This window comes from Cryobacterium gelidum (genome assembly GCF_004403985.1).
GTDB lineage: Bacteria > Actinomycetota > Actinomycetes > Actinomycetales > Microbacteriaceae > Cryobacterium > Cryobacterium gelidum.
Map to the genome: position 1 here is coordinate 1 of NZ_SOHL01000006.1, position 24,716 is coordinate 24,716.

The following is a 24,716-nucleotide window of genomic DNA, read 5'->3' on the forward strand; positions in this document are numbered from 1 at the left end:
GTTGAGATGGCCTGGCATGAGGAGCTCACCGAAGCGACAGGAGTTCCGATCTACTTCGCAGAACGCTCCAGCCCCTGGCAGCGCGGCGCGAACGAGAACTTCAACGGACTGGCCCGCCAGTACTTTCCCAAGGGCACCAACCTGGCCCTGCACAGCTCTAAGCACGTTGACCACGTCGTCCTGGAACTCAACGATCGACCTCGGAAAACACTCGGCTACGACACCCCGTCTGAGCGATTCAACGCCGAACGCGACACGCCCGAAGTGAATCCGCGATAGCCTCGAAATGCCCGGAAATCCGCCGGACATTCACGCTTCTGTTGCGTCGACCATCAGAATCCGCCCCCCGTCGATCGGGCATTTTCTCGGGCGGGTCTTACGGGAATGAAGCATCCTGCCTTCATAGGGCACCCGCGTATCATGACCACGCCGTGTGTTGTCCCGGTGGAGGTCCGGCTTGCGGGCGATCCACCCGGTGTTTGCGTTCGCGTTGGAGTGAATGGTTTCGCTTGAGTGGCAGGGCGGTTCCACTGAGTCGCCGCAACAGTTACTTTGATGAGGTTACGAAGGTCGGGTCTGGCGAGCATTGGTTTGCGGTGACGGAATCGTCTCCGTTGACAGAGAGATGTCAAGTTCCGACACCAAGCAACCTCTCGCAACCGAAAGGTAGATCGTGATGCATGCCGCCCACCGACGAACTATTCGCATGTTCGCGGACTGCGACGGACCCTTGTGGGAGAACGACCACCCCAACTACGCCATGGAGCCCAGCGACTACGACCTTCCCGAAGGTCTCGCCGAAGAACTGGTGGAATGGAATCGGCAGTTTGGCGTTCTTATGAGTGCCCGGGCAAAGCGGCGGGCCTGGCGAGAATGGCGAAGAGCGGGTCGAGCGCTCGCAGATCGCGTCGCCGAGGTGGTTCGTGACTACGCGGATGTATCGTACGAGCCGTGAAATAGTCGGGTTAGCCTGACCGTGGGCGGCGAATCGTGCGAAGAGCGGACTGCTCCCGAATGGCCTCCGAAGCCGACTCTGGTGAAGGTATGGGTGAGGTACGGACCGGTGCCGCTCTAGGTGGAGCGGAACGCGGTCGTGGATGAAGAAGGCTGTTGCTGTTCCCCTCTGACACGAGAGCACCAGCCCACGCGACCGCGTTAGCCGGCCCCCGATCTGGCCCGGTGACGGTCCGCCTCACGGATGCCTTCAATCGGCAGGGCTCACGTAGGAATTAGCTAGTCGAAGATATTGCCGTTCCAGCCCTCAGGGCCGGCGGCAGCTTTGAGGCGAAGGTGATCGTGTTCGTCGCTCCTTCGCCATCCATAGGGTTCGACAGACACGTAGCTGACACCGTCGGAGGCCGTGCGGGAGCGGCTCGCGCCGAGACCAAGTGTGAACACTTCTTCGTCTATCCAGATCAGGAGCTGGTTCACCCAATCTTCCGCATTTGCGGGCGGAGCGTATAACCAGTACTGGGGGGAATCCGAGGACACCAAGGAGACAACTAGCCTGGCGGTCAGGCCATCCCGTTGCTGCAGTTCGATGTCAGCGAAGCCTTCGCCTGCGACAACGTCGGTGATGCGGTAGTCGTAGGGTTCTTCTCGTTTTCGCCCATTGGCACACCACCAGCTATCGAGGCTCTGGAGTATCCGAATAATGTCCTTATCCGCAATCATGCTGCCAGTATGGGGCGCGAGCTGCGACTTACCAGCGGGCGGAGCGGTCACGATCGAATAGCGCCCTGTGAGGGTTCGCCTTACGGAGTGAGGCCGTTGTGAAATCAGGCGGCCCAGCCGACGATGCGACGCAATTATTGGAGGGAGAATTCCCTCGTGGTCAAGGAATGCCGAAGGCCCAGGCGCACGGCTGGCCATTCACTTGCAGTGATGGAAAATATGACGGTGTCGCGGAGAGCGCCGTCCGGTCCAACTGAGTGGCTGCGCAGCACTCCATCTTCCTTTGCGCCCAAAGCAGCTATTGCCTTTCGTGATTGGCGGTTGTGCCAGTGAGTACGAAACTCGACGGCAATGCAGTCCAAAACGTCGAAGGCGTACGTCAGCTGGAGGAGCTTGGCCTCTCGGTTCACGCCCGTACCTTGAGCGCTTCTCGCCAGCCAAGTGGAGCCGATTTCTAATCGCTGCGCATCGGCGCTCGGGTTCATAAAGGTCGTCATGCCGACGATCCGCCCCGTTGACGATTGCCGAGTGGCCCATGGCAGCATTTTTCCCTGCTCGTGGAGGCTGAGTCGGCGTTCAACCTCCGTGGTCATCGCCTCGGGGTGCGGTATTGATGTGTACCAAGCACGCCAGAGTTCTGCTTCGTTCGCAGCTTCACGGAGCTCGGCTACGTGATCGAATGACAGGGGCTCAAGGGTTACGAGCGATCCTGCGAGCGTGGGCGATTCTGTGAGCTGCATGCTCCGACACTATGGCACCCGGAAACCTCGTGCGCTTCGGGCGGTATGCGCCGCACCAGGGACTGAACCCGGAGGAGGTTCCCTCCTAAGTCTCGATCATCCGTGGAGCGACGGTCACTCGGCTTGCGTCCCGTCTACAGTTCCGATTCAGTGGAGTCATGACGAATGCTTCTTACCGGTTCTCTGCACGTGCCGGCGATATGGACCGCGAGCAGATCCACGCGTGGTTGAGCCGCGAGGCATACTGGGCGACGGGGCGACCCCGTGCCCTTCAGGATGCCGCAATCGACGCATCCACCAATTTCGGCATGTTCGACTCAGCCAGCGGACGGCAGGTAGCTTATGCCCGAGTCGTGACCGACTCGGTAACATTCGCGTGGCTCTGCGACGTCTTCGTGGACCCAAAGGTCCGCGGACACGGCGTGGGGGTCGCACTCATGGAGAACGTCTGCGCGCTACTCGACGATCTGCATCTGAAGCGTGTCGTACTTTCCACCGGGGACGCCCACGGTCTCTACGAGAAATTCGGTTTCGAGCCCCTCGCTCAGCCTGAAAAATGGATGGCAAGGACTGCAGCGACACCAGAAACCTGAGCCGAGAGCAATCCCGCTGAGGGTTCGTCATACGGGCGATGACAGGCTGTGATGATGATCATGACTCTGCACTTCACCGTTCCCACCTGGCTCCGAGCCTGAGCCATTCGAGCGGCGACACCAGATGTTCACCAACACTCGCTAGTGTCGCCACAGAACTAATTTGGTACAACCGGGCCTGATTTGGGGGAAAAATGCTCGCCATTATTAAGTCGCGTAAATCATGGGCGGCGCTGTTTGTACTGACGTCGTCCGCCCTCGTTTTCCTCTCGGGTTGTGCGAACGCCACCCCTGGCCCAGCGGCCTCAAGCTCGACAGCCCCAGCGAGCTCGCTCGCGCTCACCCTCGACGTCGCGGGTCAAGAACAACTCGACTGGGAATGGGAGCGAGTGTTACGCGAATCGCCCGATGCGGTGCGACCGATGATCGACATCGTTCGCTTCGTTGACAACGATGACTGGGGAACGGCAAGGGAAAGCTGCATGCACGATTTGGGCTGGCCCGACGTGCGCGCCACAGCGGATGGCGGGCTGGAGTCCGGCATGATTCAAAACTCCCAGCTCGGAGCGCATGCTCTGGCCATGTATACGTGTAACGCGAAGTACCCGATGGATCCGAAGTACAACGTGCCGCTTACCGACGAGGGTCTCGGGGAGTTGTTTGACTATTTCACCGATGAGCTCCAGCCCTGCTTAGCGGCCGAAGGGTACGACACCCCGGAGGCTCCGAGCCGGGAAACGTTCATCGATACCTACGCCGAGACGGGTGGTTGGAACCTCTACGAGGGCGTAGCCGGAGGCGGACAGTCCGAATGGAATGAGATCAACAAGAAGTGTCCGCAGCTTCCTGCCGACGTCGATGAGTGACGCAGCAGCAGTGCGCTCACCGCGCTGGGCGCGCTGGGTGACCGGTCTGCTGGTAGCAGTCGGGGCTGGCGCCGGTGTGGGGTGGGCGGCGACGACCGCGCTCACACCCCCGACAGATGTTGTGGCCACAACCGCGTTCACCCTCGTCGAGGTTGTGCCCGGCGAGGTGGGGTCGAGCATCAACCTGAACACGGTGGCGCAGTGGACTCCGGTGCCCGCCGGATCAAACCAGGCAGTCGGCACCGTCACCTCCGTGAATGTCACCGCGGGCCAAAGCGTCGCGGTCGGGGCGACGCTCTACACCGTGAACCTGCGACCGGTCGTGATCGCCCAGGGCCAGGTGCCGGCGTTCCGTGCGCTGGCGCAGGACGCTGAAGGAGCGGATGTCACGCAGCTGCAGCAGGCACTCACCGACCTGGCGCTCTACACTGATGCGGTCGATGGACAGTTCGGCCCCCGCACCACCACGGCGGTCAAGACGTGGCAGAAGTCTCTGGGCGTTCCCGCCGACGGCGTCGTGCAGCCGGGCGACATCATCTTTGTCCCGACGCTGCCGACCCAGGTAGCTCTCGATACCGAGATCGTCACGCGTGGGGCGCTCCTCACCGGCGGAGAAAACGTCGTGCGGGCGTTACCGGCCGCGCCCATCTTCACCGTACCGGTCAGCGAATCCCAGGCCGCGTTGATGCCCACGGGTACCCGGGTAGAAATCACCAGCATCGACGGCGGCATTTGGGAAGGGTTCGTGGCCGACCAGGCCGCTGATGAGACCGGACTGATTGTCATCACCCTCGTGGGCAAAGACGGCGCGGTCATCTGCGCCGATGCCTGCGCGAGCATCCCCGTCACGGAGCAGTCGCTGCTGTCATCACGGATCGTCACGGTGGAATCGATCGCCGGACTGATGGTCCCGAGTGCCGCGCTGCTCAGCGCGGCCGACGGCACCGCATCCGTCATCGACAACGCCGGCACGAGTCATCCCGTGACGGTGGTCACCAGCGCCCGCGGAATGTCGATCATTGACGGCGTCGCCGACGGCACCTCGGTGCGCATCCCGGCGACGGCCGACTAGCCATGGTCGATACCATCCGGATGGCCGCCCGCGACATCACCTTCGGCTACGTTCCGACCGCACCGATCCTGGCGGACTGGAGCGCGGACTTCCACGCCGGAGAGGTGGTCGCCATCCTCGGCCCGTCCGGGCGCGGCAAGTCCACCCTGCTCTACGTGCTCGGCCTCATGCTCAAACCCACCGCCGGACAGGTGCAGATCGACGGGACGGATGCTGCGCACCGGCGCGACGCAGACCGCGCCGGTTTACGGGCGCATCAGTATGGCTTCGTCTTTCAAGACGCTGCCCTCGATGCCACCCGAACGGTGCTGGACAACATCATCGAGACCACCCTCTACCGCGGAACCCCCAGGAAGCCGACCATTCGTCGCGCGCACGAGCTGATGGACCAGTTCGGCGTCGCGCTGCGAGCGGGGGCGAAACCGGGTCAGGTGTCGGGCGGTCAGGCGCAACGCATCGCGCTCTGCCGTGCCCTACTCAACGACCCGCAGATTCTGCTCGCGGACGAGCCCACCGGCAACCTCGATCCGGCCTCATCCGACCTCGTCGTCGATGCCCTGCACGCTCAGGCCCACCGCGGCGCGGCCGTCATCGTCGTCACCCACGACCCGGCACTGGTCGCCCGCTGCGACCGCCGACTCGAACTATGAGCGCGCTGCGCCGGTGGGCTGCCGTGGTGCGGGAAGCGTTGGCGACGGCGTGGGCGCAACCCGTCGCATCCGTTGTCACCATCGTCATGGTCGCCGGTATGTGTGCCACGGTACTGCTGACGACTGGACGCACGGTCGGGGCGGAGCAGGCCGTGCTCGGCTCAATCGACTCGGAGGGGACGCGTTCCATCATCATTCGTGCCGACACCGACGCCGGGCTCGACGCCACAGTGCTGGACCGGCTGGCACACATCGACGGCATCCAATGGGCTGGAGCGTTCGGTATCGCCCAGGACGTCACCAACCTCCAATTTGCCGGCGCGACCAAGGTCCCCATGCGCTTGGCCTGGAGCAGCCAACTCAACCACCTCGGGATCACCACGCTGCCGCCAGTGAGCAACGCCTCGATCTGGGCATCACCGACTGCGCTGGCGGGCCTGGGAATGCCGGACGCCGTCGGGGCTGTCGTGGACGACTCCGGCGTCGACTTCGCCGTCACCGGGAGCCTGACCGTTCCGGACTTTCTCGCCTTCCTTGAACCCCTCGTCATCGCCCCGCAGACCGAAAACACCCCGGGAACGGTCGCCGTGCTCATTGTCATCGCCGACCGCCCCGACCTGGTCGCTCCCGTCTCCGACGCGGTGCGATCCATCCTGGCGGTCACCGATCCCGCCAAAGTGACCCTGACCACGAGTGAAAACCTCGCCGCACTCCGTGGCCTGGTTGAAGGACAGCTGGATTCGTTCGGCCGCAGCCTCGTCGTCGTCGTTTTCGCACTGACCGCGGTGCTGGTGGCAGCGATTCTTTACGGCCTGGTGATGCTGCGTCGCAAGGACTTCGGGCGCCGCCGCGCCTTGGGCGCCTCCCAAGCCCTGATCATCTCGCTGCTCCTCACGCAAACCGGTGCCCTCGCCCTGGTCGGTGCCACGATCGGCAGCATTGCAGCGTCGATCGGGCTGACCGCCTCCGGAGATCCACTCCCGGGCTGGGACTTCGTCGGCGCCGTCGCACTCCTGTCGACCACCATCGGCGTGATCGCGGCCCTGGTACCCGCGCTGGCGGCCGCCCGCCGCGATCCGCTCAAAGAACTCCGCGTGCCGTAACCAACGGCGCACCGACCAATGTCAGGAAACGAACAGGGCGACATAGCTGATCCAGGATTAATCGCCAAGAGCAGACAGCTCGGCCAAATTGTCCCGTAGGGGGTTGGCGAAACGGACAGTTTCGGCGCCAGTGCACCCGTCCACGACGATGGGGGCCAGCGGCATCGACACATCCTCTCGCGGCGGTCTAAACATCCGGCTGGGCCACCCGATATCGTGGATCTGTCGATGGAATGAGACGGAGCGACAGTGACGAGTCTGTTTGAGCGCTGGAAGAAAACCGATCCGCGAGCGTGGACAACGGAGGCCGTTGAAGGTTGGCTGGAAAAGGAATTTCTGGCCTATGAGATCCCGTTGGCAGCGATTTCCAGTGCGGACTACCGCAATGATGAAGAGGTCCGTGAAGACCTGATCTACAAGCTGTACACAATCACTCACCCTGATGTACTTCAACGCCTGTACAGCGCAGAAGAGAAAGCGATGAAAGACTGCGGCCCTGAGGCCTACGAGGACTATTGGAGGAGCCTGTTCCTGAGGCAGAATCATCGCCCGGGAGCCGAAACGTCGCATACGGCATTGACGGATGCGACGTGGCTGGCCTACAACTTGCTGACGATTCAGCACGCGCTGGGGCAGCGCACATCGATTGTTCTTGAACGCGAAGGTGGTCAGGTAACCGGGGCCAAAGTATATGGAATGTCCGATTACCTCAGCACATTCTTGGTCGCGGTGACGGGTTACCGGGAAGCCGGAACCAACGAGCGTAACTACTATTCCATGGTCACTGGCGACGTGAATGATGTCGGCTTCGATTGGTACCTCGACTGCTTGGCGCGCCACGGAATGATCTAACAGCGCCGGCGGCTGCTCAGTAAGTCCTACCCGCAACGGACCCGAAAAACCCCCCGTCCCGCTCAGGGTTTGGCGCATTCAACCGGTCGTCGCAACACTCCATTTTTGAGAGGTGTTGCCGATGTGGTCGAAGTTTGAGTTGGTGGAGATGCAGGCTCGGTTTTGGGTGTTGATGTCTAAAGGGTCGACGCTGACGGCGGCGTGTGATGCTGTGGGAGTGAATCGACGAACTGGACGGCGTTGGCGTCAAGCAACGGGAGGGCGGATCCCTGTTCCGGAGGCCGTGAGGTCCGGGCGGTATTTGTGCTTGGAAGAACGGCTACGAATCGCGGACTTGCATGTGACCGGTGCCGGCGTGCGTGCGATCGCTGCCGAGGTGGGCCGGTCTCCTGCGACGATCAGTCGGGAGTTAGCTCGCGGTGGGTCCAAGGCTGGCCCACGAGCGCGAACAAGGTATGCCCCTTATGCGGCGCAGAAGCAGGCTGAGCTTCGCGGGCGCCGTCCCAAGGCCAGCAAATTCGATCACCTGGAACTAGCATCCTTGGTGCAGACGAAGCTGTGCGTGAAATGGAGTCCGGAACAAATCAGTGACCACTTGGCGACAGTGTTTTCGGACCGGCAGGAGATGCGGGTGAGCCCCGAAGCGATTTACCAAGCACTCTATGCGCAGGGCCGCGGTCATTTGCGTGCTGATCTGCATCAACACTTGCGCACCGGCCGTGCCATCCGGCGTCCGAGACGGCCTGCCGCGAAGAACTCGGGCAAGATCCCCGACATGATCATGATCAGCGAGCGACCTGCAGAAGTTTCTGACCGTGCCGTACCTGGCCATTGGGAAGGCGATCTGATCTTGGGGTCACACTGCCGATCGGCCATCGCCACTCTGGTGGAGCGTCAGACCCGCTTCACGATGCTGGTCCACCTTCCCGGCGATCACAGTGCCATCACCGTTCGCGATGGCCTGTTAGCCACCATCAAAACTCTGCCCGAGCGCTTGGCTAAAACCTTGACCTGGGATCAGGGAACCGAGCTGGCCCAACACCGGCAGATAACAATGGCCACCAAGATGTCCATCTACTTCTGTGATCCACACTCGCCGTGGCAACGCGGCTCCAACGAAAACACCAACGGGCTGCTGCGCCAGTATTTCCCCAAGGGCACCGACCTCTCCGTCCATTCACCCGAGCGGCTCCTGGAAGTGGCCACCGAACTCAACAATCGACCCCGCAAAACACTCGGCGGCATCACACCCGCCCAAGCCATGCAACGACTACTCTCAGACCCAGAAAAACCAATCGTTGCGACGACCGGTTGAATCCGCCTTCGGCTTGTGGGCACATGCAAGGACCGCCGACGTTAAGCGCTTGCACTCGCGGCCTGCGGTTTTGCCCGCGTTTGGGCATCGTCTCATCGAAGTGGTCGGGACTCGTGGGTGTGGCCTTGACCCCGGAGAGTGGACACGGGTTAAGCGGCGAGTTGGATCCCTGCGGCCTGTGACGAGTATTGCAGCTCGAAGTCCACAGGCGTGACGTCTCCGATCGAGGAGTGGCGACGGCGACGGTTGTAACGGTCCTCGATCCACGCTGCGACGTCTCGAATCGCTCGGGCCCGGGCGGGCCAGACTCGTCGGTAGTAGAACTCCGTTTTCAGTGTTGCGAAGAAGCTCTCAGCCAGGGCGTTGTCCCAGCAAATTCCGGTGTATCCCATCGACCGGGTGATGCCATGTGCAGCGGCGAATTCGGTGATCTGAGCCGATGCGTATTGGGTTCCGCGGTCGCTGTGAAAAGTCACAGTCTCCGGGCGGTCCCCACGCAGGACTATGGCCATGGTGAGGGCATCCTGGATGAGGTCGGTGCGCATGTGGTTGGCGATAGCCCAACCGATGACGCGGCGACTGTGGGCGTCGATGACCGTCGCCAAATAGACCCACCCCTCCCACGTCCTCAGGTAGGTAATATCGCCGACCCAAACCTGGTTCAACGCGCCGGTATCCCACTTCCGTTTCACGGCATCCACCGGGTAGGCGTCCGCGTGGTCGATGACGGTGGTTGTCTTCCAGTTCTTCGGGCAGATCCCCGCCAAACCCAAGCGTTTCATGGTCCTGGCAACTGTTTTGCGGGAGATGATTTCGCCGTCTGCACGCAGGTCCACGAGGATCCGCGGTGCCCCGTAAACTTCGTCAGAATCGCCGTGGAAGAAGGCGACTTTCTGCTCGATGTGTTCCCGCCGGATCGCCGCCAGCGAGGGTGCACGGTCCATCCACGCGTAGTAGCAGAGCGGGAAACCTCGAGGAGGCGGACCATGCGGGTGATGGTGAGGTTGGTCTTCTCCGCCAGCATCAGTTCGAACGCAAGACGTTCGTATCCGAGGCTTCCCGGGCGAAGAAGATGGACGCTTTTTTTAAGAACGCCCTGTCCATTTTCAAGTCCGCGTTTTCTTTCCGCAGCCGCAGCAGCTCGGCCCTCTCCGACTCCGTCACCTCGGCTTGTCCGGTCTCGTTGCGGGCCTTAAATGCCATCACCCAGCGGCCCAACGTGGCCTCGTTAATGCCGAGCTCGCGGGCGACCGTTGCGACCGCTCTGCCCGTGGTAACCACCAGCTTCACGGCCTCGTCCTTGTACTCAGGGGTGAAGTCCCGACGTGATCTTGCCATAGTGAACATTCTCTCTTGTGAGGTGTCCACACAACGGGGTCAGGGCCAAATCATGCTCCGAAGCCTATGGGTCCTGCCCCGCTCAGGGTCTTCGCTACGCTGGCGTGATGGCTGGCCTGGTATGGACACTCCGGTGGGAAGCAGATCTTTCACGCGACGAACACGACGCTCTTGCAACGCTTCTGTCGTGTATCTATCCGGAGCACCACGCCACGTTCGCCGAGGGTCGCAGTTGGTCAGGCGCCCGCCCGGAAGGACGGGTTATCGGGTATTCGGAGGACCGGCCCGTTGCTCATCTCGGATTTATCAGACGGACGCTCCGAATCAACGAGGATTCGAGCCTGTTGGTTGGGGACGTGGGCCTCGTTGGCGTCGAACCCTCGCTTCACGGGTCCGGTATTGGACTTCGCCTCCTGGAAGAGGCATCGACCAGCTTCCACAATCTGGCCCTGCCGTTCGGCTTCTTGACCTGTCGTCCGAGCGTCGTGCCGTTCTACGAACGGGGTGGGTGGAAAGAGCTACCCGGCCAGGCGACTCGCATGATCGACAATGATCTGCAGCCCGAAACCTACACCGGTCCCGCGCTGGCGCTTCCTGTGTTGGCGTCCATGTCAGAGTGGCCATCGGGCCAGACGGTCATCCGCGATGGACTCGAAGTGTGAGCACCCCGTAAGACGTTCGGCTTACGGGCGGTCGCATGAGCGACACGCAAATTTCTCCGACCGTATGCTCGGCTGCATGGGTTCGATACCCCCGATCAGCTAGACGCGAAGCACCGTCATCATCCTGGCGGCCGCGGTCCTCGCTGTCGCTGGCCTGGCGCAAGTTTTGCTTCGGATCGCTGAGGGGGAGGGCGAGCCGGGTGACATATTCGTGTTGATACTCGGTGCCATTCAGTTCATCTGCGGGCTAGCGGCGTTCATCTATTACGGTCGTCGCCGCTATCTGCAAAAATTTGCGCTCGACAAGTCTCAGGATGACTCGCCTGAAAGCTAGCGCGCGATCCGCCAAAAGCAACCCGTGAGGGTCAGGCTTACGGCACCCTTCGTCAAGCTACATTCGGAGTCATGTGGAGGGCTTTTGTGCGACAGGCGACGGCCGACGACCTGGAGTTTCTTGAAGCGATCGAGAATGAAGCAGATGCGCTGTTCGCGACCGTGTTCTCGATAGTCGGCTGGCGGCCTGCTCCTTCCTATACGACGCCCTCACTGCAGAGTGGCTTCATCCTCGTAGCCAGCGAAAATCCGGGATCGGACCCGATCGGGTTTGCCCATGTCCTCGAAGTCCCTGGCAGCAGTCATCTCGAGCAGCTGTCGGTCATGCCGTCGGCGGCACACCGCGGGCATGGGCGCGCGCTCGTCGAGGCAGTCAAGAGCGAATCACGATTCGCGGAAATCAAGCTCTCGACAGCCCCCATCCTCCGGCGTCGGTTTTACCGGGCTAGGCACCGCCCGCACCGCAACAATCGGCGCAGGGCTTTATTTGGTTTGGCCGTCGTGCGCTCGGCCACCGCACCACCGCCGTCTAGAAGTCAGTCACTTTCTTGGCAGGCCACGCGCACCTTGCAGGAATACGATCTCTCTATCGGGCTTCCCGTCACGTCGGCAGCCCGCGACGCACCGCCCCACAGCAGCGTCGAAGCATCGCTGCAGCACAGATTGACACCGCTGCGATGCGGCGGCTAATCGGTATATTGTGACCCCGACGACACCGTTTCTCATCCAGCTAAAGCACACAGGGAGCATCAATGGGCACTGACGACCAGACCAACACATGCAGTTTCCACATGAGCGGTGCGCTGCCAGCAGGTGGCGACCACCTCGGTGGCACCTTCGGTCAGTCGCCGACTCTGGACAGTTGGTACCCGCAGCGTCTCCGGGTTGAGCTTCTCCACCGGAACGGCGTAGACGCCGACCCGCTCGGCGCGGACTTCGACTACGCGGCGGCTTTCGCCACGATCGACCTCACGACGCTCAAGTCGGACATCAAGCGACTGCTCACCACATCGGTCGACTGGTGGCCGGCGGACTACGGCAACTACGGTCCACAGATGATCCGAATGGCGTGGCATGCCGCCGGCACGTACCGCATTGCCGACGGCCGTGGCGGAGCGGGCACCGCGATGCAGCGGTTCGCACCAATCGGAAGCTGGTGGGACAACGCCAACACCGACAAATCACGACGACTCCTACAGCCGATCAAGCACCAGTACGGCAACGCTCTGTCGTGGGCCGACCTGATGGTCTTGACCGGCAACTGCTCCCTCGAGTTGATGGGCCTGCCGACGTACGGCTTCGGTGGTGGACGACTCGATGCGTGGGAACCGGACGACGGCACCTGGTGGGGCCCGGAGGTCTGGAACCCGCACGCGGTTGCGAGCCCTGACGAGATGGTGAGCCGCGATGAACGCTGGCATGGTCAGAACGGCGACGCCGGCTACGACTTGCAGAGCCCCCTGGCCGCGTCGCACCAGGCGCTCATCTACGTCAACCCTGAGGGGCCCTATTCGAACGGCGACCCGCTGGGCTCAGCACGCGACATTCGCATCACGTTCACGCGGATGGCGATGAACGACGAGGAAACGGTGGCATTGATCGCCGGTGGCCACGCGTTCGGTAAGAGCCACGGCCAGGTACCCGCATCCGACATCGGACCATCACCCGAGAAGGCCCCGATCGAGTCGATGGGGCTCGGTTGGCACAACCCGGTGGGTACCGGCAGTGCCGAGCACGCTTCGACCAACGGCATCGAGGGCAGCTGGACTCCGAACCCGACACAGTGGGACAACGCCTACCTCGAGAACCTGTTCGCGTACGACTACGAGCAGACGAAAAGCCCGGCCGGCGCGCTGCAGTGGACACCGACTGACTCGGAGGCGCCGAAGACTCCGGACGCCCACGTATCCGGTCAGATGTACCCGCTCATGATGATGACCTCGGACATCGCACTCAAGGTCGACCCGGAGTATCGGGCCATATGCGAGCGTTTCCTGGCCGACTTCGATCTGTTCACCCTCGCGTTCTCGAAGGCCTGGTACAAGCTCACGCACCGCGACATGGGGCCGAAGCACCGGTACCTCGGCCCGGAGGTCACCATCGCCGACGACCTGCTCTGGCAGGACCCGCTTCCGGACGCAGCAGGATCCTCACTCGACGAGGCCGACGTGGCAGCGCTCAAGGACGCCGTCCTCGCGACCGGGCTGTCCGTGTCCGACCTCGTGTACACGGCGTTCTCCGCCGCCTCGACCTACCGCGACAGCGACAAGCGCGGAGGGGCGAACGGTGCCCGCCTGGCCTTGTCGCCGCAGAAAGACTGGGCGGTCAACCGACGCACCGTCCCAGTCATCGACGCGCTGCGGAACGTGCAGACGGCTTTCACGGCGACGTCGGGCGGACGGAAGGTGTCTCTCGCCGACCTCATCGTCCTCGCCGGCAGCGCCGCCGTGGAGCAGGCGGCACGGGCGGCAGGATCTGACGCCAGCGTGCCGTTTACGCCAGGCCGTGTCGACACGACGCAGGAGTTGACCGACATCGAGATGTTCGAGTGGCTGCGACCCATTGCGGACGGGTTCCGCAACTTCGTGTCCGAGCGCTTCGAAGAGTTTGCTCCGGGCGTCGCGCCCGAGGCGGCATTCCTCGACAAGGCGAACCTGTTCACTCTCACCGCACCGGAGTGGACCGTCCTGCACGCCGGGCTCCGCGTGCTCGGCAGCAACTGGGACGGGTCCGACGTGGGTGTGCTCACGGATCACGTCGGAGCCCTGACGACCGACTTCCTCGTGAATCTGACCGACACCGACCTCATCTGGACGAAGGACGACGAGACCGCGATGACCTTCACTGGTCGGGTTCAGGCGACCGGCGAGGCTCGCTGGAGGGCCTCCCGGAATGACCTGGTATTCGGCTCGAACGCGCAACTGCGGTCGATCGCCGACGCCTACGCGGGCAGCGACGGGCAAGAGCGGTTCGTCCGCGAATTCATCCGCGTCTGGTCGAAGGTCATGATGCTCGACCGCTACGACGTCAAGGGCCACAAGCGTTACGGGGCGATGGCCGCCTGACCCCGGAGGTCGCGTCCCGGCGAGCTAACGGCGTGGAGGCACGGCGCGGTCACGCGCTGAGCCTCCAAGCCGTCGAGGCCTTGACCGAACGACGCTTGAGGCCGCGAGCCGAACGTTGCACGGATTGATCAGGCTGGGGACGGCCAAGGAACCTCCGCGGGCAGCACGTGGTCGACCACACTCGCACCTCGACGGCCTGCGAGGGTGGACGGGCCGCTATGCCCTGGAAGCCGTTGCCCCCACTCGTAGAGACGCCGGCCGGATTTGCTTTGGCCTCGGGTCGCGAGAGGGTGCCGCTGATGTTCTCTGTGGCGGCTCGTAAGGCCTGAGCCTTCCGGGGTCATGTCCCGCTGAGGAATGCGCGTGACCGGTAGAGGTTCGGTTTGCGGGCGTTCGTGAGCAAGCCAGCCGCGCGTTGGCTCTCCCATACAGTGAGGGCATGTCCCAAAATGTTGTCTTGATCCGTTCTGCTGAGCTTTCCAATGTGGCTCAGTATGCCTACGCTGCAACAGCTCCCGCTGAGGCGCGCCTCATCTTTCTGGCCGGCGCCTGCCCGCTCAATCTCGATGGCAGCACCGCAGGAGTCGGAGACTACTCGGCGCAGGCCAGCAAGGCGATGGAAAACCTCGCTATTGCCCTGCACGCAGCGGGCGCCCGACTCGATGATGTCCTGAGCACACGAGTTCTCGTCGCCTCCTCTAATCAGAGCGACCTCGTCAAGACCTGGGCAGTCGTTCGCGAGGCCTTTGGAACGCATGACGTACCGAGCACGCTCATAGGCGTCACCGTCCTCGGGTATACGGATCAGCTCGTCGAGATCGAAGCCGTCGCTGCTGTGATCGACTGACGAGGCCGTCCCGCAGGGCGTTCCGCGAGCGGACACTTTATGCGTGCTCCTGGACGTCGACGAGCCAGCCCTCCAGTGAGCGTCGGCGTTGCTCGGGCGGTGGAACAGCGAACTCTCCGATGGAAGAGAGTTCGGCTTCTTCGTCGATGCGCAGCCGAACTCCCTGAACCGAGGTCAACATCGCCGTATTCGCAACTGGCTCAATCTCGATCATGTATCGAGAGGGCGTAGCTCCGAGGAACGCACCACTGCCGAAATCGCGGCCGACCATCGGCCACTCGTCGCCGTCCGCCGTCGTGATCGATTCGGTCGGCGCGCCGTGCCCGGGCCGACGTAGCGACCGACGCTCGATGACGTCCCGCGTGACCGCGTGCACCGCGACGGCCCTGCCGCGCACACGATCGGTGCATTCTTCCTCATGGTGCGACTCCATTGTGTCTACCGTGGCGATGAGTTCCGGTTCGAGCATGTCAGCGAGAGCAGAATGCGGCGTTCGCGTCTCGATACCGAAGTCGACCTCATCGCCGATGGCAAAAGCATCGCCGCAGCACGCCCATTCCCATTTCGTCAGCCAGACGCGCGTCATAATGCCCACGCTAGCTCAACTCACACGCTGCGACTCGGCCGATGTATTAGGGGATCCGCTACCGGAACGTTGTAGCTTTCCCACTCAAGGTTCCGCTTACAGCCTTTAGGTTGGAAGGATGGATGAAGAGGTGTTAGCCGGGGGAAACTCGAGCACGATCGTGCGGGTAGGCGACACGGTTCACCGCCCAGCAGGACTATGGACTCCCGCGGTGCATCAACTCCTGACCACACTCCGCGCGGCGGGAGTGACGGAAGTACCCGAGCCCTTCGGCCTGGACGAGCAGGGCCGCGAAGTGCTCTCCTACCTCCCTGGAATCGTCGGCAACTACCCAATGCCAAGCTGGATCTGGTCGCCGACGATCCTGCACGAGGCTGGATCTTTGCTCCGACGGGTACATGGCGCCGACGCGCCACTCGCACACCGGGCCGCCACGTGGCAGCTGCCGGCGCACGAGCCAATCGAGGTGGTGTGCCTGAACGACGTCGCTCCCTACAACATGGTCTTCCAAGACGGGCACATCACGGGACTTATCGACGTCGACATGGCTTCTCCGGGGCCTCGGATTTGGGATCTCGCTTACCTCGCATATCGGCTCGTACCGCTCGGCGAGTACACAGACCATGACGTTCCAGGAGAGGATGCTCGCCCCGGTCGGCTCGATGCACTCATTCGTTCCTACGGATATGACTTCGACCAGGCCGCCGTCCTCCGTACGGCAGCGGATCGAATGGAGAATCTGGCCATTTTCACGGATCAACGTGCCGCCGACACAGGTCGCAATGACTTCATCGAACACGCCGCACTCTACCGACGCGATCGCGCCCGACTTCTCGAAATGAGCGCGAGCCTGTAGCTACGGGTTTTGAAGACCCTTTAGCCGTTTCTCCGCGGACCAGTTCGCGGGCTGCCTCCGCGTCTACGATGCCGTCTATTCTTGGGCCATGGTTGATCAATCCGTTGTGACTCTGATCACGGGCGCCGAACACCGGCTGCTACTTCCTTCGGTGCGCCGACGCGGCTCAGAGGTAGATTCCTCACCCCAGGCTGCGGCCGTGTTCGGCGAAACAGCTCTGTCCGCTGGCGGTAGAAACGGGCAGCGCCTCCTACCCGGGCGGGAAGTGATAAGCCGGCTGGACGGGGAGACCAACGGAACCTCCGCGAGATGAACGCCGGCGAGCTACTGGAGGCGATCGACGCCCAGGACGAGACGCTCAGCATCGGGTTGCCGTTCGAGGACCGCGTCCATTGGCGGTGGATGACGTCTACTCGTCGTTCACGGACTCCACGGTCGCGGGTCTGATCCGGCGGGCGGGGCTGCGTTACCCGAACGCCGACCTGCGCCGCATCGACTTGCTCGACGAGTGCGACCCTGAACCGGCAGCTCCTGGCCCTGCTCGGCACCTGCCCTTCGTGGGCCGGCAGCAGAACGTCGTCTTCCAAGGGTTCACCGGGTCGGGGAAGTCGTATCTGGGTGGCGCGCTGCCCAGGGCGGATAGGACGGCGAGGCTGGGCTCGGGCATCGCGTGGAGGCGCGGCAGGAAGTAGAGGGCGGTGCCACTGACCCCCAAGGCTGAACATTGGGCTGTATCACAGCAGCCCGCGAAGCGCAGTCCCCTCATGAGCCGACGTGTGATCATCTGCGGCAAGTCATACCTTTCAATTGCACCTGTGTTGAACGCTCAATATGGGCAAAGTCATTGGTGACTACTTGGCAATCCACTACCCACAAGGAAAAGGATTTTTCATGCTCAAAAGATTTTCGGAACAGATGCGTCTCAAGCTCTTCACCGCAGCGGCTGCCTCGTCGGCGATCCTGATCGGCATGACCGGACTGGCCCTTAGCACGCCCGCTTCGGCCGCTCCCGCCCCACAAGCCAACGGTACCGCTGCTGCCGCAGTCCCCGGCGAGCTCGTCGTCGGCTACGTGGCCGGCGCCTCCGCCGACCAGCGCGAGCGTGCTCGCGAGCACGCCTCGGCACGGTTCGCCGAGCGCATCGTCGCCGCCGCCGCCGACCGCACCGAGGTCGAGCTCGTCCGTCTGCCGCAGGGCAAGAACCTGAACCAGGCGATCGCGCAGCTGAAGAGTGACCCCGCCGTCGCCTACGCCGAGCCGAACTACGTCCTGACCCACCAGGCCACCGCCACCGACCCCATCTTCACCAGCACCAATACCTCCCAGGACCTCTGGGGCATGTACGGCGACGCCTCGACCCCCGCCAACACCTACGGCAGCCAGGCCGCCGAGGCCTGGACCGCCGGCCACACGGGGTCGAAGAGCGTCTACGTCGGGATCATCGACGAGGGCATCCAGTACACCCACCCCGAGCTCTCCGGGCAGGTCTGGACCAACCCGTACGAGACCGCGGCGGACGGCGTGGACAACGACGGCAACGGCTACGTCGACGACGTCAACGGCTGGGACTTCGCCAACAGCGACAACACCATCTATGACGGTGGCTCCAGAGGCTCGCTCGACAACCACGGCACGCACGTGTCCGGGACCATCGGCGCCAAGGCCAACAACGGGCAAGGCGTAGCCGGCATGAACTGGGACGTGACCCTGATCAGCGGCAAGTTCCTCGGCCGCCAGGGCGGATCCCTGGCCGACGCGGTCAAGTCGGTCGACTACTTCACCGACCTCAAGACCCGCCACGGCCTGAACATCGTGGCGACCAACAACAGCTGGGGCGGCGGCGCCTTCTCCCAGACCCTGCTCGACGCCATCACGCGCGCCAACGCCGCGAACATCCTGTTCGTCGCGGCCGCCGGCAACAGCGGCACGAACAACGACACGACGGCGTCCTACCCGTCCAACTACGACGTCGCCAACGTCATCGCAGTCGCCGCCATCGACCGCAATGGGGCGCTGGCGTCCTTCAGCCAGTACGGCGCCACGACCGTCGACCTCGGCGCCCCCGGAGTCGGTGTCTGGTCGACGACCGCCTTCAACACCTACTCGTCCTACAACGGCACCTCAATGGCCACGCCACACGTCACGGGCGCGGCCGCCCTCTACGCCTCCACGCACCCCGGTGCGACAGCGGCGCAGATCAAGAGCGCGATCCTGAGCTCGGTCGTCCCGACGGCCTCCCTCAGCGGCAAGACGGTCACCGGCGGACGGCTCAACGTCAGCGGCTTCTGACCTAGAAGACGGTCAGCGGGTGTGGTCGGGGCGAGAGCCCGGACCACACCCGCTTCTCGTTGCCGAGCGCCGTCTCCAAGACTCACTGACAGTTCACGACGCCACGCTCAATCCTTGGCGCCAGAAATCCGGTAACAGCCGATACCCCAGTTCTGCTTGTCCTCGCTTATCATCGTCCTCCAGCGTGAGGAGCCACCAACCGACGAAGTCTGCACCAACAAAACCCGCCCAGAAACCGAGACCGTTTCGCGCTTCGTCGATACGAAATTGATGGTGTTCCTCAACTTCCAATCGCTCCCGCGGCTCGCCAGTACCGAGGTAACGCATGACGTCGGGATGTGCGTCCAGGGTGACCTCGAATTCGAGGTGTTCCTCTCCCAGGGGAACAAGAGTCAACCGTTTGGTCTTAAGAGTGCGTTGGATCATCTCCTGACTATTGCAGCCAGGCATTTCCATAGCCAATCTGACCGCGGGCGGCCAAACTGACCGCCCGCGATGGCCACCAACTGCTCGTTCATTTTCGACAGCAGCGTCCCTTTGAGGGTTCCCCTGTGGAACTGGATCAAGGCCGGTCTTGGACTACGCACGGAGCGGATGTGCCTACAACCGAGCGGTGTGGGACCATGCAGTCATGAAGATAGCCGGGAGAGCTCGAGTCTTAACCGTTGTTGCGATTGCCTTGACCATGAGCGGGTGTCAGGCGGTGCTTGAGCCTCGGTCAACGATGGGGGTCGATGATGTGGTGGCTGCTTTCACAGCGCAGGCTGATCTCCCCGTGACGAATCCACGCGGCATTACCGCCGACGGCTGTGCCTCAAACGACGACTGCATAGCGGCGGTACGGTCAGAAGAAATTTCGATTTACCGTTTTGAGTCGCCGAACGAAGCGGAGAAAATCGCGGAAACCCTTGGGGAGAACGGCCATCAATCCGACTGGATTGTTTTGAAATATCCAGGAGCCAAATTTGATACCGATCTCACTAAATTGTCGTATGCCGGCCTTATCGACTCCATGTGGACGAGCGACTGACGACAACCAGCGAGTCAATCACCGGGACGTAGCAGGTCCCGTAGAAGGTTCCTCATCGCGGGCGCGCGTCCACGGAGCAGTTTTGAACAGCCGGATGACGCGAGGGCGGCCGTCAGTTCACCACTCATCATTGGAACGCTCGTAGTTGCTTTCCAGATTGTGTCCTTCTGACCGGACGATCGTCCCCGCGACTACTGATGGTCAAGCAGTCGCCGCACTTCGGGAGAGAAAAGCAAAATATAAGGGCTAGTCTTCAGGATCTCGATCGATGCGCTTATCCCGATTCGTTCCAGAATTTCACAATATTCATGCCAAGGAAGCCGCTCTCCAGCATCCTCTACGATTCCCTCATCGGGCAGCAAGGCCATCGAGACGTGATACCGCAGCTCGGATTCCGCCAACTGCCACTGACGGCCCTTAGGGCGGGAGCTTATTCCAAAACCGCGATCACTCCGAAAGGCAACTTGCGAGGAATCGTCAAGGCACGCAAATTCTTGAAGCGAAAAAGAGAGCGAGTCCTCAGACGTGTGGTCTATTGAGCACGAAACGCCCAAGCCAATTACATGCATCCCAGTTCATCCCCATCCCTGTTTGTTCCAAGCCTAACTATTCGAACCAAGTCAGTTCGAGTGCCCGCTCCCAATGCTGCTGTTTCGGAATCTAGAACTTCACAAGGCATTCGAATGGCAAGTACGACTGCGACGTGCACTGTTCTGATCTGCTCCTTTGAAGCGCGATAAGGCTGTCCTGTACAGGGTTCGTCATAAGGGACGACCGCGGTGTATGCCTTGGATCGGCGTTCAGGCCGAGGGTGGCGGGACCGAGGCGCCGCCGCGCAGCGCCACCCGAAGGTTCAGATCGTCGCCGGCCTGGAGCTGCCGGCTGGTAAGAGGGTTGAGGAAGCCGAGGTCGTCAAGCGTGACACCGAAGCGGTCGGCGATGTCGTTGAGCGTGTCGCCGGCGACCGCGCGATAGGAGATGGGAGAACCACCGGCTGTTGCGGTGGCACCGCCAGCGCCGAACCGAGCGCCTGTATCGACGGCGAGTAGCCCGGGGCGGGTGTCCGGCACCTCCCAGGTGATCGTGCCAACCGCCCGGGGAGTGAGCACGCAGCCGTCAGGATCGGTCGTGGCCGGGGTGCTCGCGGTGATGACGGCGGTCAGATAGTAACTGGGGTCGCCCCGGGAGAAGTCCCTGTCGCCCAGGCTCAGCCCGAGCTGATCGGCGTCCGTCGAGAGGTTACCGAACGAGAAGTTGTACATGTCGGCCAGGCAGGTCGTGGTCTCCGACCAGGGACTGAAGAACAGTTGCACGCCTCCGGGAACGTCCGAGTTGAAGTCCTTCAGCGCAACGTCGAACCCGCCGCCTCCCGCAATGACCACGACGGTTCCGGAGATGGTGTTATCCCCCGAGGCCGACGTGAGCTCGGCCGTGCCGATGACACCGTCGGGGATGACGACGTCGGCTGCGTCGTCGGACGGGGCCGGCGCAACACTATGGACAGCGGTGTCAACCGGTGGAGTCTCGGTCGTCGGGGGCGAGCATGCCATTAGCCCGAGCACCAAAGCGATGCTCCCCAGAACGGATGTCGTCAGTCGTGGCATCACGTCCCCTCCCCACCGAACCCAGTATGGCAGTCGGCCCCATCGCCGGTCCAACCGCGGCCTCGACCAACGAAGTAGCTCGACGCACCGATCGCTATGAACCGTCCCGTAAGCGGTTCCCGTAGGACACAGCGCTAGGCAGCCTTACCCACCGTTGGACGTCGTCGGTGCTCGATCAGTTGATGCGATTAGCGGTGCGGTCGCAAAGCGGTAACCATACTTCAGCGGGTTTCCACTCCCAAGCGATCTCCTGGCTGCGACCGTCTTCGCCAAATCGATACGTTGCTCGCTCGTGCTCCCCCGTCAGCGTCCAAGTATGACCGTCGACAGTCAAAGTGTAATCGCGTGCGAAGCCGTGATTCTCGACCGTTCGGGCGAAATAGCGGCCGGCTTCAGCGTCCCAGCCCATCAGACTAAGTGTGTCGAACGGACCGTTCGCGCGCTCATCTTGCACGATGAAGTAGTTGCCCGAATGCCACCGGGCGGAGTGGATGCTGTTCCACGGGCTCGCTCCCGCGCGCGGATTATCCAGCGACTGCTCGTCACCACCATAAGAGGCGCCCTCGGCATGCCAGTCACCCAGAAAAACTGCCAACTCTTCATGCTCAGCCATGATTCAACCCTACGTTCGGGAGCCAAACCGGGCAATCATCTGAGGTGTCCGGTTACGGATCGCCCGACCGGATATCGGCGGTTCAGGCGTCAGCGTACCCATTAAGCGTTCGGCATACGGCCATTGCATTCGAACCGCTTTACAGGTGTCGCGCGGCGCAATCATGAAGTTATGACGCGCACGGGCGCCGAGTCAATCATGGCCACCCGAGGGCAGAACAGCGTACCCGGCTCAGAGATCGGGCAGGGATCCGTAGCTGTTGTTGTAGATCTTGCCGTTCTTCGGGTGCGTGAACTTCAGCCCTGCCCACGTGTCGTCAATGCGCAGGCATGTGCTCTCGACGAGGCTGTGACTGTATCCGATCTCGATGACCTTCGGCAGACTGAGACCTGAGCCCAGCTTCCGCGCCTTCGGCCAGGAGAGCCACAACATGCCCGACGGCTTCAGATGGAGCTTGAGTCGTGGAAAGATGTCGTGCATCTCGGATTGAGTCACGCTGAAGAAATGGATGTAGTCGAAGTCTCCCTCGAGATCCTCACTGACCTCCAACTCCGGAAGTCCGATGGCCTTGAGGGTCGACCCAGGGGCGTTCACGAAGTGGGCCAGCGCGCCCTCTTTGATTCCCATCTTCTGAGCGACAGACCGAGACATGACAGCTTCGCTCATTTCCCGGAAACCTTCTTGAGCACCTCGAGATAGTGCGGGTTATACATAATCCCCAGGATATTGCCGAAGGGATCGACGACGGATGCCGTCACAAATCCTTCACTGCGGTCAGTCGGCGGCTGGTATTCGGTCGCCCCCATCGACAGTAGCTTCTCGAATGACCCCGGCAGGTCGTCCACGTGCCATTGGATGATCTCCCCGGCCGGCCCGTCTGGCACTGGTGGCGCGTACGACGCGTCAATGATTCCAAGCTCGTTCTGATAGTCGCCAACCCTGAACTCCACATAGCCGGGCATCTGAAAGTACGCGCCGATACCCAGCAGCTCGCTGTACCACTTGCGTGCCGCCTCCAGATCGGCGGCGAAATAGCTGACTGTAGCGAAGCCTCGCAACATGTGATTTTCCTTCCGATTCACGTGATGTCAGTCTCCACCAGTAAAGTGCTCACCTTCTGACTACTTTGTTTGCGACAATTGATTCATGCGCGCAGATCGCCTCGTCGCCACACTCCTGCTGATGCAGGCGCGGGGACGCGTGACAGCGAAGGAAGTAGCTGCTGAGTTTGAGACATCCGTCGCTACGGCGAGGCGTGATCTCGAAGCGCTGTCAGCTGCGGGAATTCCCGTGTACCCACAGGTCGGCCGCGGCGGTGGGTGGCAACTACTCGGCGGTGCTCGCACCGACCTGAGCGGGCTCACATCGGCTGAGGCGCGTGCGCTTTTCCTCCTGGTCGGGCCAGCCGCGTCCGTAGTCCCAGAGGCCAAGTCGGCGCTCCGCAAGCTTGTGCACGCCCTTCCCGACAGCTTTAGAACGGATGCCGAAGCGGCGGCAGAGGCCGTCGTGCTTGACCCCGCGCGGTGGGACCGGCCCCACCGCGCACAGCCACCACTTGTGACCGAACTCCAGGCCGCTGTCATACAGCGCCGGAAGGTGCGCCTGAGCTACCGGGGTTGGGACCGCGACCCGGTCGAAAGACTCTGCGACCCGTGGGGCCTGGTCGAGAAGAACGAGGTGTGGTACCTACTCGGCGGCGTGGATGGCGCCCAGCGAACATTTCGCATCGAGCGGATCATCTGGGCAGTTGTCACAGAAGATCCCGCCGACCGCCCGGACGACTTCGACCTCGCAGAGGCATGGAATACCGTCGTACGCGACGTGAACCAGCAGCGCGAGAGCGCATCCACGATCGTGGTCACAAATACCGCGATATTGCCCTTCCTGCGTGAACAGTTCGGCGAGCTGGCAGTGGAGGACACCGCGATCGACGACCATCGATCCAGGGTCCGAATCAGTGCGCCGGCCGAAATCATGCTCGCACGTGGCCTCGCTGGATGGGGTGAATACATTGACGTTCTCGAGCCGGCATCCGTGCGCTCGGAACTCATGCGCCTCGGCGCCGCGCTCTTGGAGCGCAATGGGCCGTAGGCCCGGGACCCGCACTCACAATGCCCGTTGAGCGTCCGTCTTGCGGGCAGTCGGGTCGGACGCCGCAGAGGTCCCCGGCCGCGAAGGCGCTCAGGCCTGTACTGACTCTCCGGAGATTGGCTTCGATTGCGGCGCTCGGTAATCTCTCACGTTCACGATTCCGGCCTGAGAACACGATTGCGGGTGATCCCGGGCAACACCAGAGGAGTCACCGAACCGAACCGGGTCCAGGACGGTCGCCACCCAGCCTCTGTTCGGATCGCTTGCCATGTAGAACTCGCTCGTGGACCATTTTGTGAGCACAGCCTCGGCTGCAACTTGACGTTGGGCGTCCTTCTTGGCCATCGACGTCAGGTATTCGGATTCCCACGCGCACAGCCAGGTGTATTGAGCGACGACGTACCCCGCGCCTGATTGCATCATGCCCGCCGAGCTCGATCCCGAATCTAGGCCTTCTGGCACGCTATCCGGTTAGGCCGCACCCGGAGGGAGCGGATCATCCATCGCATCGATGGCCGCCTGATACTCGAAGCACCC

At 62.4% G+C, this 24,716-nt stretch carries 26 protein-coding genes; 16 read left to right on the forward strand and 10 right to left on the reverse strand.

All coding sequences use genetic code 11. From position 1 onward, the window contains the following. Positions 1–279 (forward strand): IS30 family transposase (locus E3T50_RS03635; RefSeq protein WP_134550633.1); only part of this gene is annotated, 279 nt, incomplete at its 5' end. Between the two features lie 954 nt (positions 280–1,233). On the opposite strand, the gene E3T50_RS03640 is transcribed toward E3T50_RS03635, so the two are convergent. After that, positions 1,234–1,674 carry a hypothetical protein gene (locus tag E3T50_RS03640; protein WP_134550634.1) on the reverse strand — a complete coding sequence of 147 codons (441 nt, stop codon included), beginning with the start codon at positions 1,672–1,674 and terminating at the stop codon, positions 1,234–1,236. A 134-nt stretch (positions 1,675–1,808) separates the two neighbouring features. Next, positions 1,809–2,414, reverse strand: coding sequence for a GNAT family N-acetyltransferase (locus E3T50_RS03645; RefSeq protein WP_134550635.1), 606 nt, complete (start codon positions 2,412–2,414; stop codon positions 1,809–1,811). Positions 2,415–2,572: 158 nt separating this feature from the next. Between E3T50_RS03645 and E3T50_RS03650 the strand changes: the two genes are divergently transcribed. From E3T50_RS03650 to E3T50_RS03680, 7 genes are all read left to right on the forward strand, one after another. Further along, positions 2,573–3,007, forward strand: coding sequence for a GNAT family N-acetyltransferase (locus E3T50_RS03650; protein ID WP_134550636.1), 435 nt, complete (start codon positions 2,573–2,575; stop codon positions 3,005–3,007). A gap of 194 nt (positions 3,008–3,201) precedes the next feature. After that, positions 3,202–3,873 carry a hypothetical protein gene (locus E3T50_RS03655; RefSeq protein ID WP_134550637.1) on the forward strand — a complete coding sequence of 224 codons (672 nt, stop codon included), beginning with the start codon at positions 3,202–3,204 and terminating at the stop codon, positions 3,871–3,873. After that, a complete protein-coding gene (locus E3T50_RS03660) occupies positions 3,866–4,945 on the forward strand; it encodes a peptidoglycan-binding domain-containing protein (protein WP_134550638.1) in 1,080 nt (359 codons plus the stop codon). The genes E3T50_RS03655 and E3T50_RS03660 overlap by 8 nt, the downstream gene beginning before the upstream one ends. A 2-nt stretch (positions 4,946–4,947) precedes the next feature. Next, positions 4,948–5,595: an ABC transporter ATP-binding protein gene (locus tag E3T50_RS03665; protein WP_134550639.1), complete on the forward strand. Its 648-nt coding sequence runs from the start codon at positions 4,948–4,950 to the stop codon at positions 5,593–5,595. Further along, positions 5,592–6,698, forward strand: coding sequence for an FtsX-like permease family protein (locus tag E3T50_RS03670; protein ID WP_241990745.1), 1,107 nt, complete (start codon positions 5,592–5,594; stop codon positions 6,696–6,698). Before E3T50_RS03665 ends, E3T50_RS03670 begins: the two co-directional genes overlap by 4 nt. 249 nt (positions 6,699–6,947) lie before the next feature. Beyond that, complete coding sequence (locus E3T50_RS03675; RefSeq protein WP_134550640.1) at positions 6,948–7,550, forward strand: hypothetical protein; 603 nt, start codon at positions 6,948–6,950, stop codon at positions 7,548–7,550. Positions 7,551–7,698: 148 nt separating this feature from the next. Next, positions 7,699–8,865, forward strand: a complete 1,167-nt coding sequence (locus E3T50_RS03680; RefSeq protein ID WP_420898710.1) for an IS30 family transposase — start codon at positions 7,699–7,701, stop codon at positions 8,863–8,865. Between the two features lie 149 nt (positions 8,866–9,014). Here the strand turns inward: E3T50_RS03680 and E3T50_RS03685 are convergent, their stop codons facing one another. Further along, positions 9,015–9,914, reverse strand: a complete 900-nt coding sequence (locus E3T50_RS03685; RefSeq protein ID WP_255454260.1) for an IS3 family transposase — start codon at positions 9,912–9,914, stop codon at positions 9,015–9,017. Then, the gene (locus E3T50_RS03690; RefSeq protein ID WP_134550643.1) at positions 9,889–10,212 is read right to left on the reverse strand and encodes a transposase; all 324 of its coding nucleotides are present in this window, start codon (positions 10,210–10,212) and stop codon (positions 9,889–9,891) included. The genes E3T50_RS03685 and E3T50_RS03690 overlap by 26 nt, the downstream gene beginning before the upstream one ends. A 98-nt stretch (positions 10,213–10,310) precedes the next feature. On the opposite strand from E3T50_RS03690, the gene E3T50_RS03695 reads away from it, so the two are divergent. From E3T50_RS03695 to E3T50_RS03710, 4 genes are all read left to right on the forward strand, one after another. Then, on the forward strand, positions 10,311–10,865 hold the full coding sequence (locus E3T50_RS03695; protein ID WP_241990750.1) for a GNAT family N-acetyltransferase: 555 nt from the start codon (positions 10,311–10,313) through the stop codon (positions 10,863–10,865). Between the two features lie 405 nt (positions 10,866–11,270). After that, positions 11,271–11,888, forward strand: coding sequence for a GNAT family N-acetyltransferase (locus tag E3T50_RS03700; protein WP_134550645.1), 618 nt, complete (start codon positions 11,271–11,273; stop codon positions 11,886–11,888). A 62-nt stretch (positions 11,889–11,950) separates the two neighbouring features. Continuing rightward, complete coding sequence (gene katG, locus E3T50_RS03705) at positions 11,951–14,263, forward strand: catalase/peroxidase HPI (RefSeq protein WP_134550646.1); 2,313 nt, start codon at positions 11,951–11,953, stop codon at positions 14,261–14,263. 439 nt (positions 14,264–14,702) lie between these two features. Then, complete coding sequence (locus E3T50_RS03710) at positions 14,703–15,110, forward strand: RidA family protein (protein WP_134550647.1); 408 nt, start codon at positions 14,703–14,705, stop codon at positions 15,108–15,110. A 37-nt stretch (positions 15,111–15,147) separates the two neighbouring features. On the opposite strand, the gene E3T50_RS03715 is transcribed toward E3T50_RS03710, so the two are convergent. Then, complete coding sequence (locus E3T50_RS03715) at positions 15,148–15,696, reverse strand: DUF6578 domain-containing protein (protein WP_134550648.1); 549 nt, start codon at positions 15,694–15,696, stop codon at positions 15,148–15,150. A 118-nt stretch (positions 15,697–15,814) separates the two neighbouring features. Between E3T50_RS03715 and E3T50_RS03720 the strand changes: the two genes are divergently transcribed. Further along, positions 15,815–16,552: an aminoglycoside phosphotransferase family protein gene (locus E3T50_RS03720; protein WP_134550649.1), complete on the forward strand. Its 738-nt coding sequence runs from the start codon at positions 15,815–15,817 to the stop codon at positions 16,550–16,552. Positions 16,553–17,443: 891 nt separating this feature from the next. Next, positions 17,444–18,841: a S8 family peptidase gene (locus tag E3T50_RS03725; RefSeq protein WP_198417940.1), complete on the forward strand. Its 1,398-nt coding sequence runs from the start codon at positions 17,444–17,446 to the stop codon at positions 18,839–18,841. A 93-nt stretch (positions 18,842–18,934) separates the two neighbouring features. Here E3T50_RS03725 and E3T50_RS03730 read toward each other — a convergent pair whose 3' ends face one another. Next, entirely contained in the window at positions 18,935–19,267 is a 333-nt protein-coding gene (locus E3T50_RS03730) for a GNAT family N-acetyltransferase (RefSeq protein ID WP_134550650.1), read from the reverse strand. Between the two features lie 205 nt (positions 19,268–19,472). On the opposite strand from E3T50_RS03730, the gene E3T50_RS03735 reads away from it, so the two are divergent. After that, positions 19,473–19,871, forward strand: coding sequence for a hypothetical protein (locus E3T50_RS03735; protein WP_134550651.1), 399 nt, complete (start codon positions 19,473–19,475; stop codon positions 19,869–19,871). An 800-nt stretch (positions 19,872–20,671) separates the two neighbouring features. Here the strand turns inward: E3T50_RS03735 and E3T50_RS03740 are convergent. From E3T50_RS03740 to E3T50_RS03755, 4 genes are all read right to left on the reverse strand, one after another. After that, the gene (locus E3T50_RS03740; protein ID WP_134550652.1) at positions 20,672–21,478 is read right to left on the reverse strand and encodes a LysM peptidoglycan-binding domain-containing protein; all 807 of its coding nucleotides are present in this window, start codon (positions 21,476–21,478) and stop codon (positions 20,672–20,674) included. Between the two features lie 172 nt (positions 21,479–21,650). Beyond that, a complete protein-coding gene (locus E3T50_RS03745; RefSeq protein ID WP_134550653.1) occupies positions 21,651–22,088 on the reverse strand; it encodes a DUF1579 domain-containing protein in 438 nt (145 codons plus the stop codon). A 231-nt stretch (positions 22,089–22,319) separates the two neighbouring features. Next, positions 22,320–22,754 carry a hypothetical protein gene (locus E3T50_RS03750; RefSeq protein ID WP_241990747.1) on the reverse strand — a complete coding sequence of 145 codons (435 nt, stop codon included), beginning with the start codon at positions 22,752–22,754 and terminating at the stop codon, positions 22,320–22,322. Next, entirely contained in the window at positions 22,751–23,170 is a 420-nt protein-coding gene (locus E3T50_RS03755) for a VOC family protein (protein ID WP_241990748.1), read from the reverse strand. Before E3T50_RS03755 ends, E3T50_RS03750 begins: the two co-directional genes overlap by 4 nt. 64 nt (positions 23,171–23,234) lie before the next feature. Between E3T50_RS03755 and E3T50_RS03760 the strand changes: the two genes are divergently transcribed. Further along, positions 23,235–24,179 (forward strand): helix-turn-helix transcriptional regulator, encoded by a 945-nt coding sequence (locus tag E3T50_RS03760; RefSeq protein ID WP_134550654.1) that lies wholly within the window; start codon positions 23,235–23,237, stop codon positions 24,177–24,179. The last annotated feature ends 537 nt before the right edge of the window (positions 24,180–24,716 follow it).

What these genes read in the sequence shown, in the direction of transcription:
- E3T50_RS03645 (WP_134550635.1), bottom strand. Translation starts at nt 2,414, where the DNA reads ATGCAGCTCACAGAATCGCCCACGCTCGCAGGATCGCTCGTAACCCTT.
- E3T50_RS03745 (WP_134550653.1), bottom strand. Translation starts at nt 22,088, where the DNA reads ATGGCTGAGCATGAAGAGTTGGCAGTTTTTCTGGGTGACTGGCATGCC.
- E3T50_RS03710 (WP_134550647.1), top strand. Translation starts at nt 14,703, where the DNA reads ATGTCCCAAAATGTTGTCTTGATCCGTTCTGCTGAGCTTTCCAATGTG.
- E3T50_RS03640 (WP_134550634.1), bottom strand. Translation starts at nt 1,674, where the DNA reads ATGATTGCGGATAAGGACATTATTCGGATACTCCAGAGCCTCGATAGC.
- E3T50_RS03665 (WP_134550639.1), top strand. Translation starts at nt 4,948, where the DNA reads ATGGTCGATACCATCCGGATGGCCGCCCGCGACATCACCTTCGGCTAC.
- E3T50_RS03735 (WP_134550651.1), top strand. Translation starts at nt 19,473, where the DNA reads ATGAAGATAGCCGGGAGAGCTCGAGTCTTAACCGTTGTTGCGATTGCC.
- E3T50_RS03715 (WP_134550648.1), bottom strand. Translation starts at nt 15,696, where the DNA reads ATGACGCGCGTCTGGCTGACGAAATGGGAATGGGCGTGCTGCGGCGAT.
- E3T50_RS03700 (WP_134550645.1), top strand. Translation starts at nt 11,271, where the DNA reads ATGTGGAGGGCTTTTGTGCGACAGGCGACGGCCGACGACCTGGAGTTT.
- E3T50_RS03760 (WP_134550654.1), top strand. Translation starts at nt 23,235, where the DNA reads ATGCGCGCAGATCGCCTCGTCGCCACACTCCTGCTGATGCAGGCGCGG.
- E3T50_RS03680 (WP_420898710.1), top strand. Translation starts at nt 7,699, where the DNA reads ATGCAGGCTCGGTTTTGGGTGTTGATGTCTAAAGGGTCGACGCTGACG.
- E3T50_RS03720 (WP_134550649.1), top strand. Translation starts at nt 15,815, where the DNA reads ATGGATGAAGAGGTGTTAGCCGGGGGAAACTCGAGCACGATCGTGCGG.
- E3T50_RS03670 (WP_241990745.1), top strand. Translation starts at nt 5,592, where the DNA reads ATGAGCGCGCTGCGCCGGTGGGCTGCCGTGGTGCGGGAAGCGTTGGCG.
- E3T50_RS03730 (WP_134550650.1), bottom strand. Translation starts at nt 19,267, where the DNA reads ATGATCCAACGCACTCTTAAGACCAAACGGTTGACTCTTGTTCCCCTG.
- E3T50_RS03725 (WP_198417940.1), top strand. Translation starts at nt 17,444, where the DNA reads ATGCTCAAAAGATTTTCGGAACAGATGCGTCTCAAGCTCTTCACCGCA.
- E3T50_RS03750 (WP_241990747.1), bottom strand. Translation starts at nt 22,754, where the DNA reads ATGAGCGAAGCTGTCATGTCTCGGTCTGTCGCTCAGAAGATGGGAATC.
- E3T50_RS03655 (WP_134550637.1), top strand. Translation starts at nt 3,202, where the DNA reads ATGCTCGCCATTATTAAGTCGCGTAAATCATGGGCGGCGCTGTTTGTA.
- E3T50_RS03660 (WP_134550638.1), top strand. Translation starts at nt 3,866, where the DNA reads ATGAGTGACGCAGCAGCAGTGCGCTCACCGCGCTGGGCGCGCTGGGTG.
- E3T50_RS03690 (WP_134550643.1), bottom strand. Translation starts at nt 10,212, where the DNA reads ATGTTCACTATGGCAAGATCACGTCGGGACTTCACCCCTGAGTACAAG.
- katG (WP_134550646.1), top strand. Translation starts at nt 11,951, where the DNA reads ATGGGCACTGACGACCAGACCAACACATGCAGTTTCCACATGAGCGGT.
- E3T50_RS03650 (WP_134550636.1), top strand. Translation starts at nt 2,573, where the DNA reads ATGACGAATGCTTCTTACCGGTTCTCTGCACGTGCCGGCGATATGGAC.
- E3T50_RS03695 (WP_241990750.1), top strand. Translation starts at nt 10,311, where the DNA reads ATGGCTGGCCTGGTATGGACACTCCGGTGGGAAGCAGATCTTTCACGC.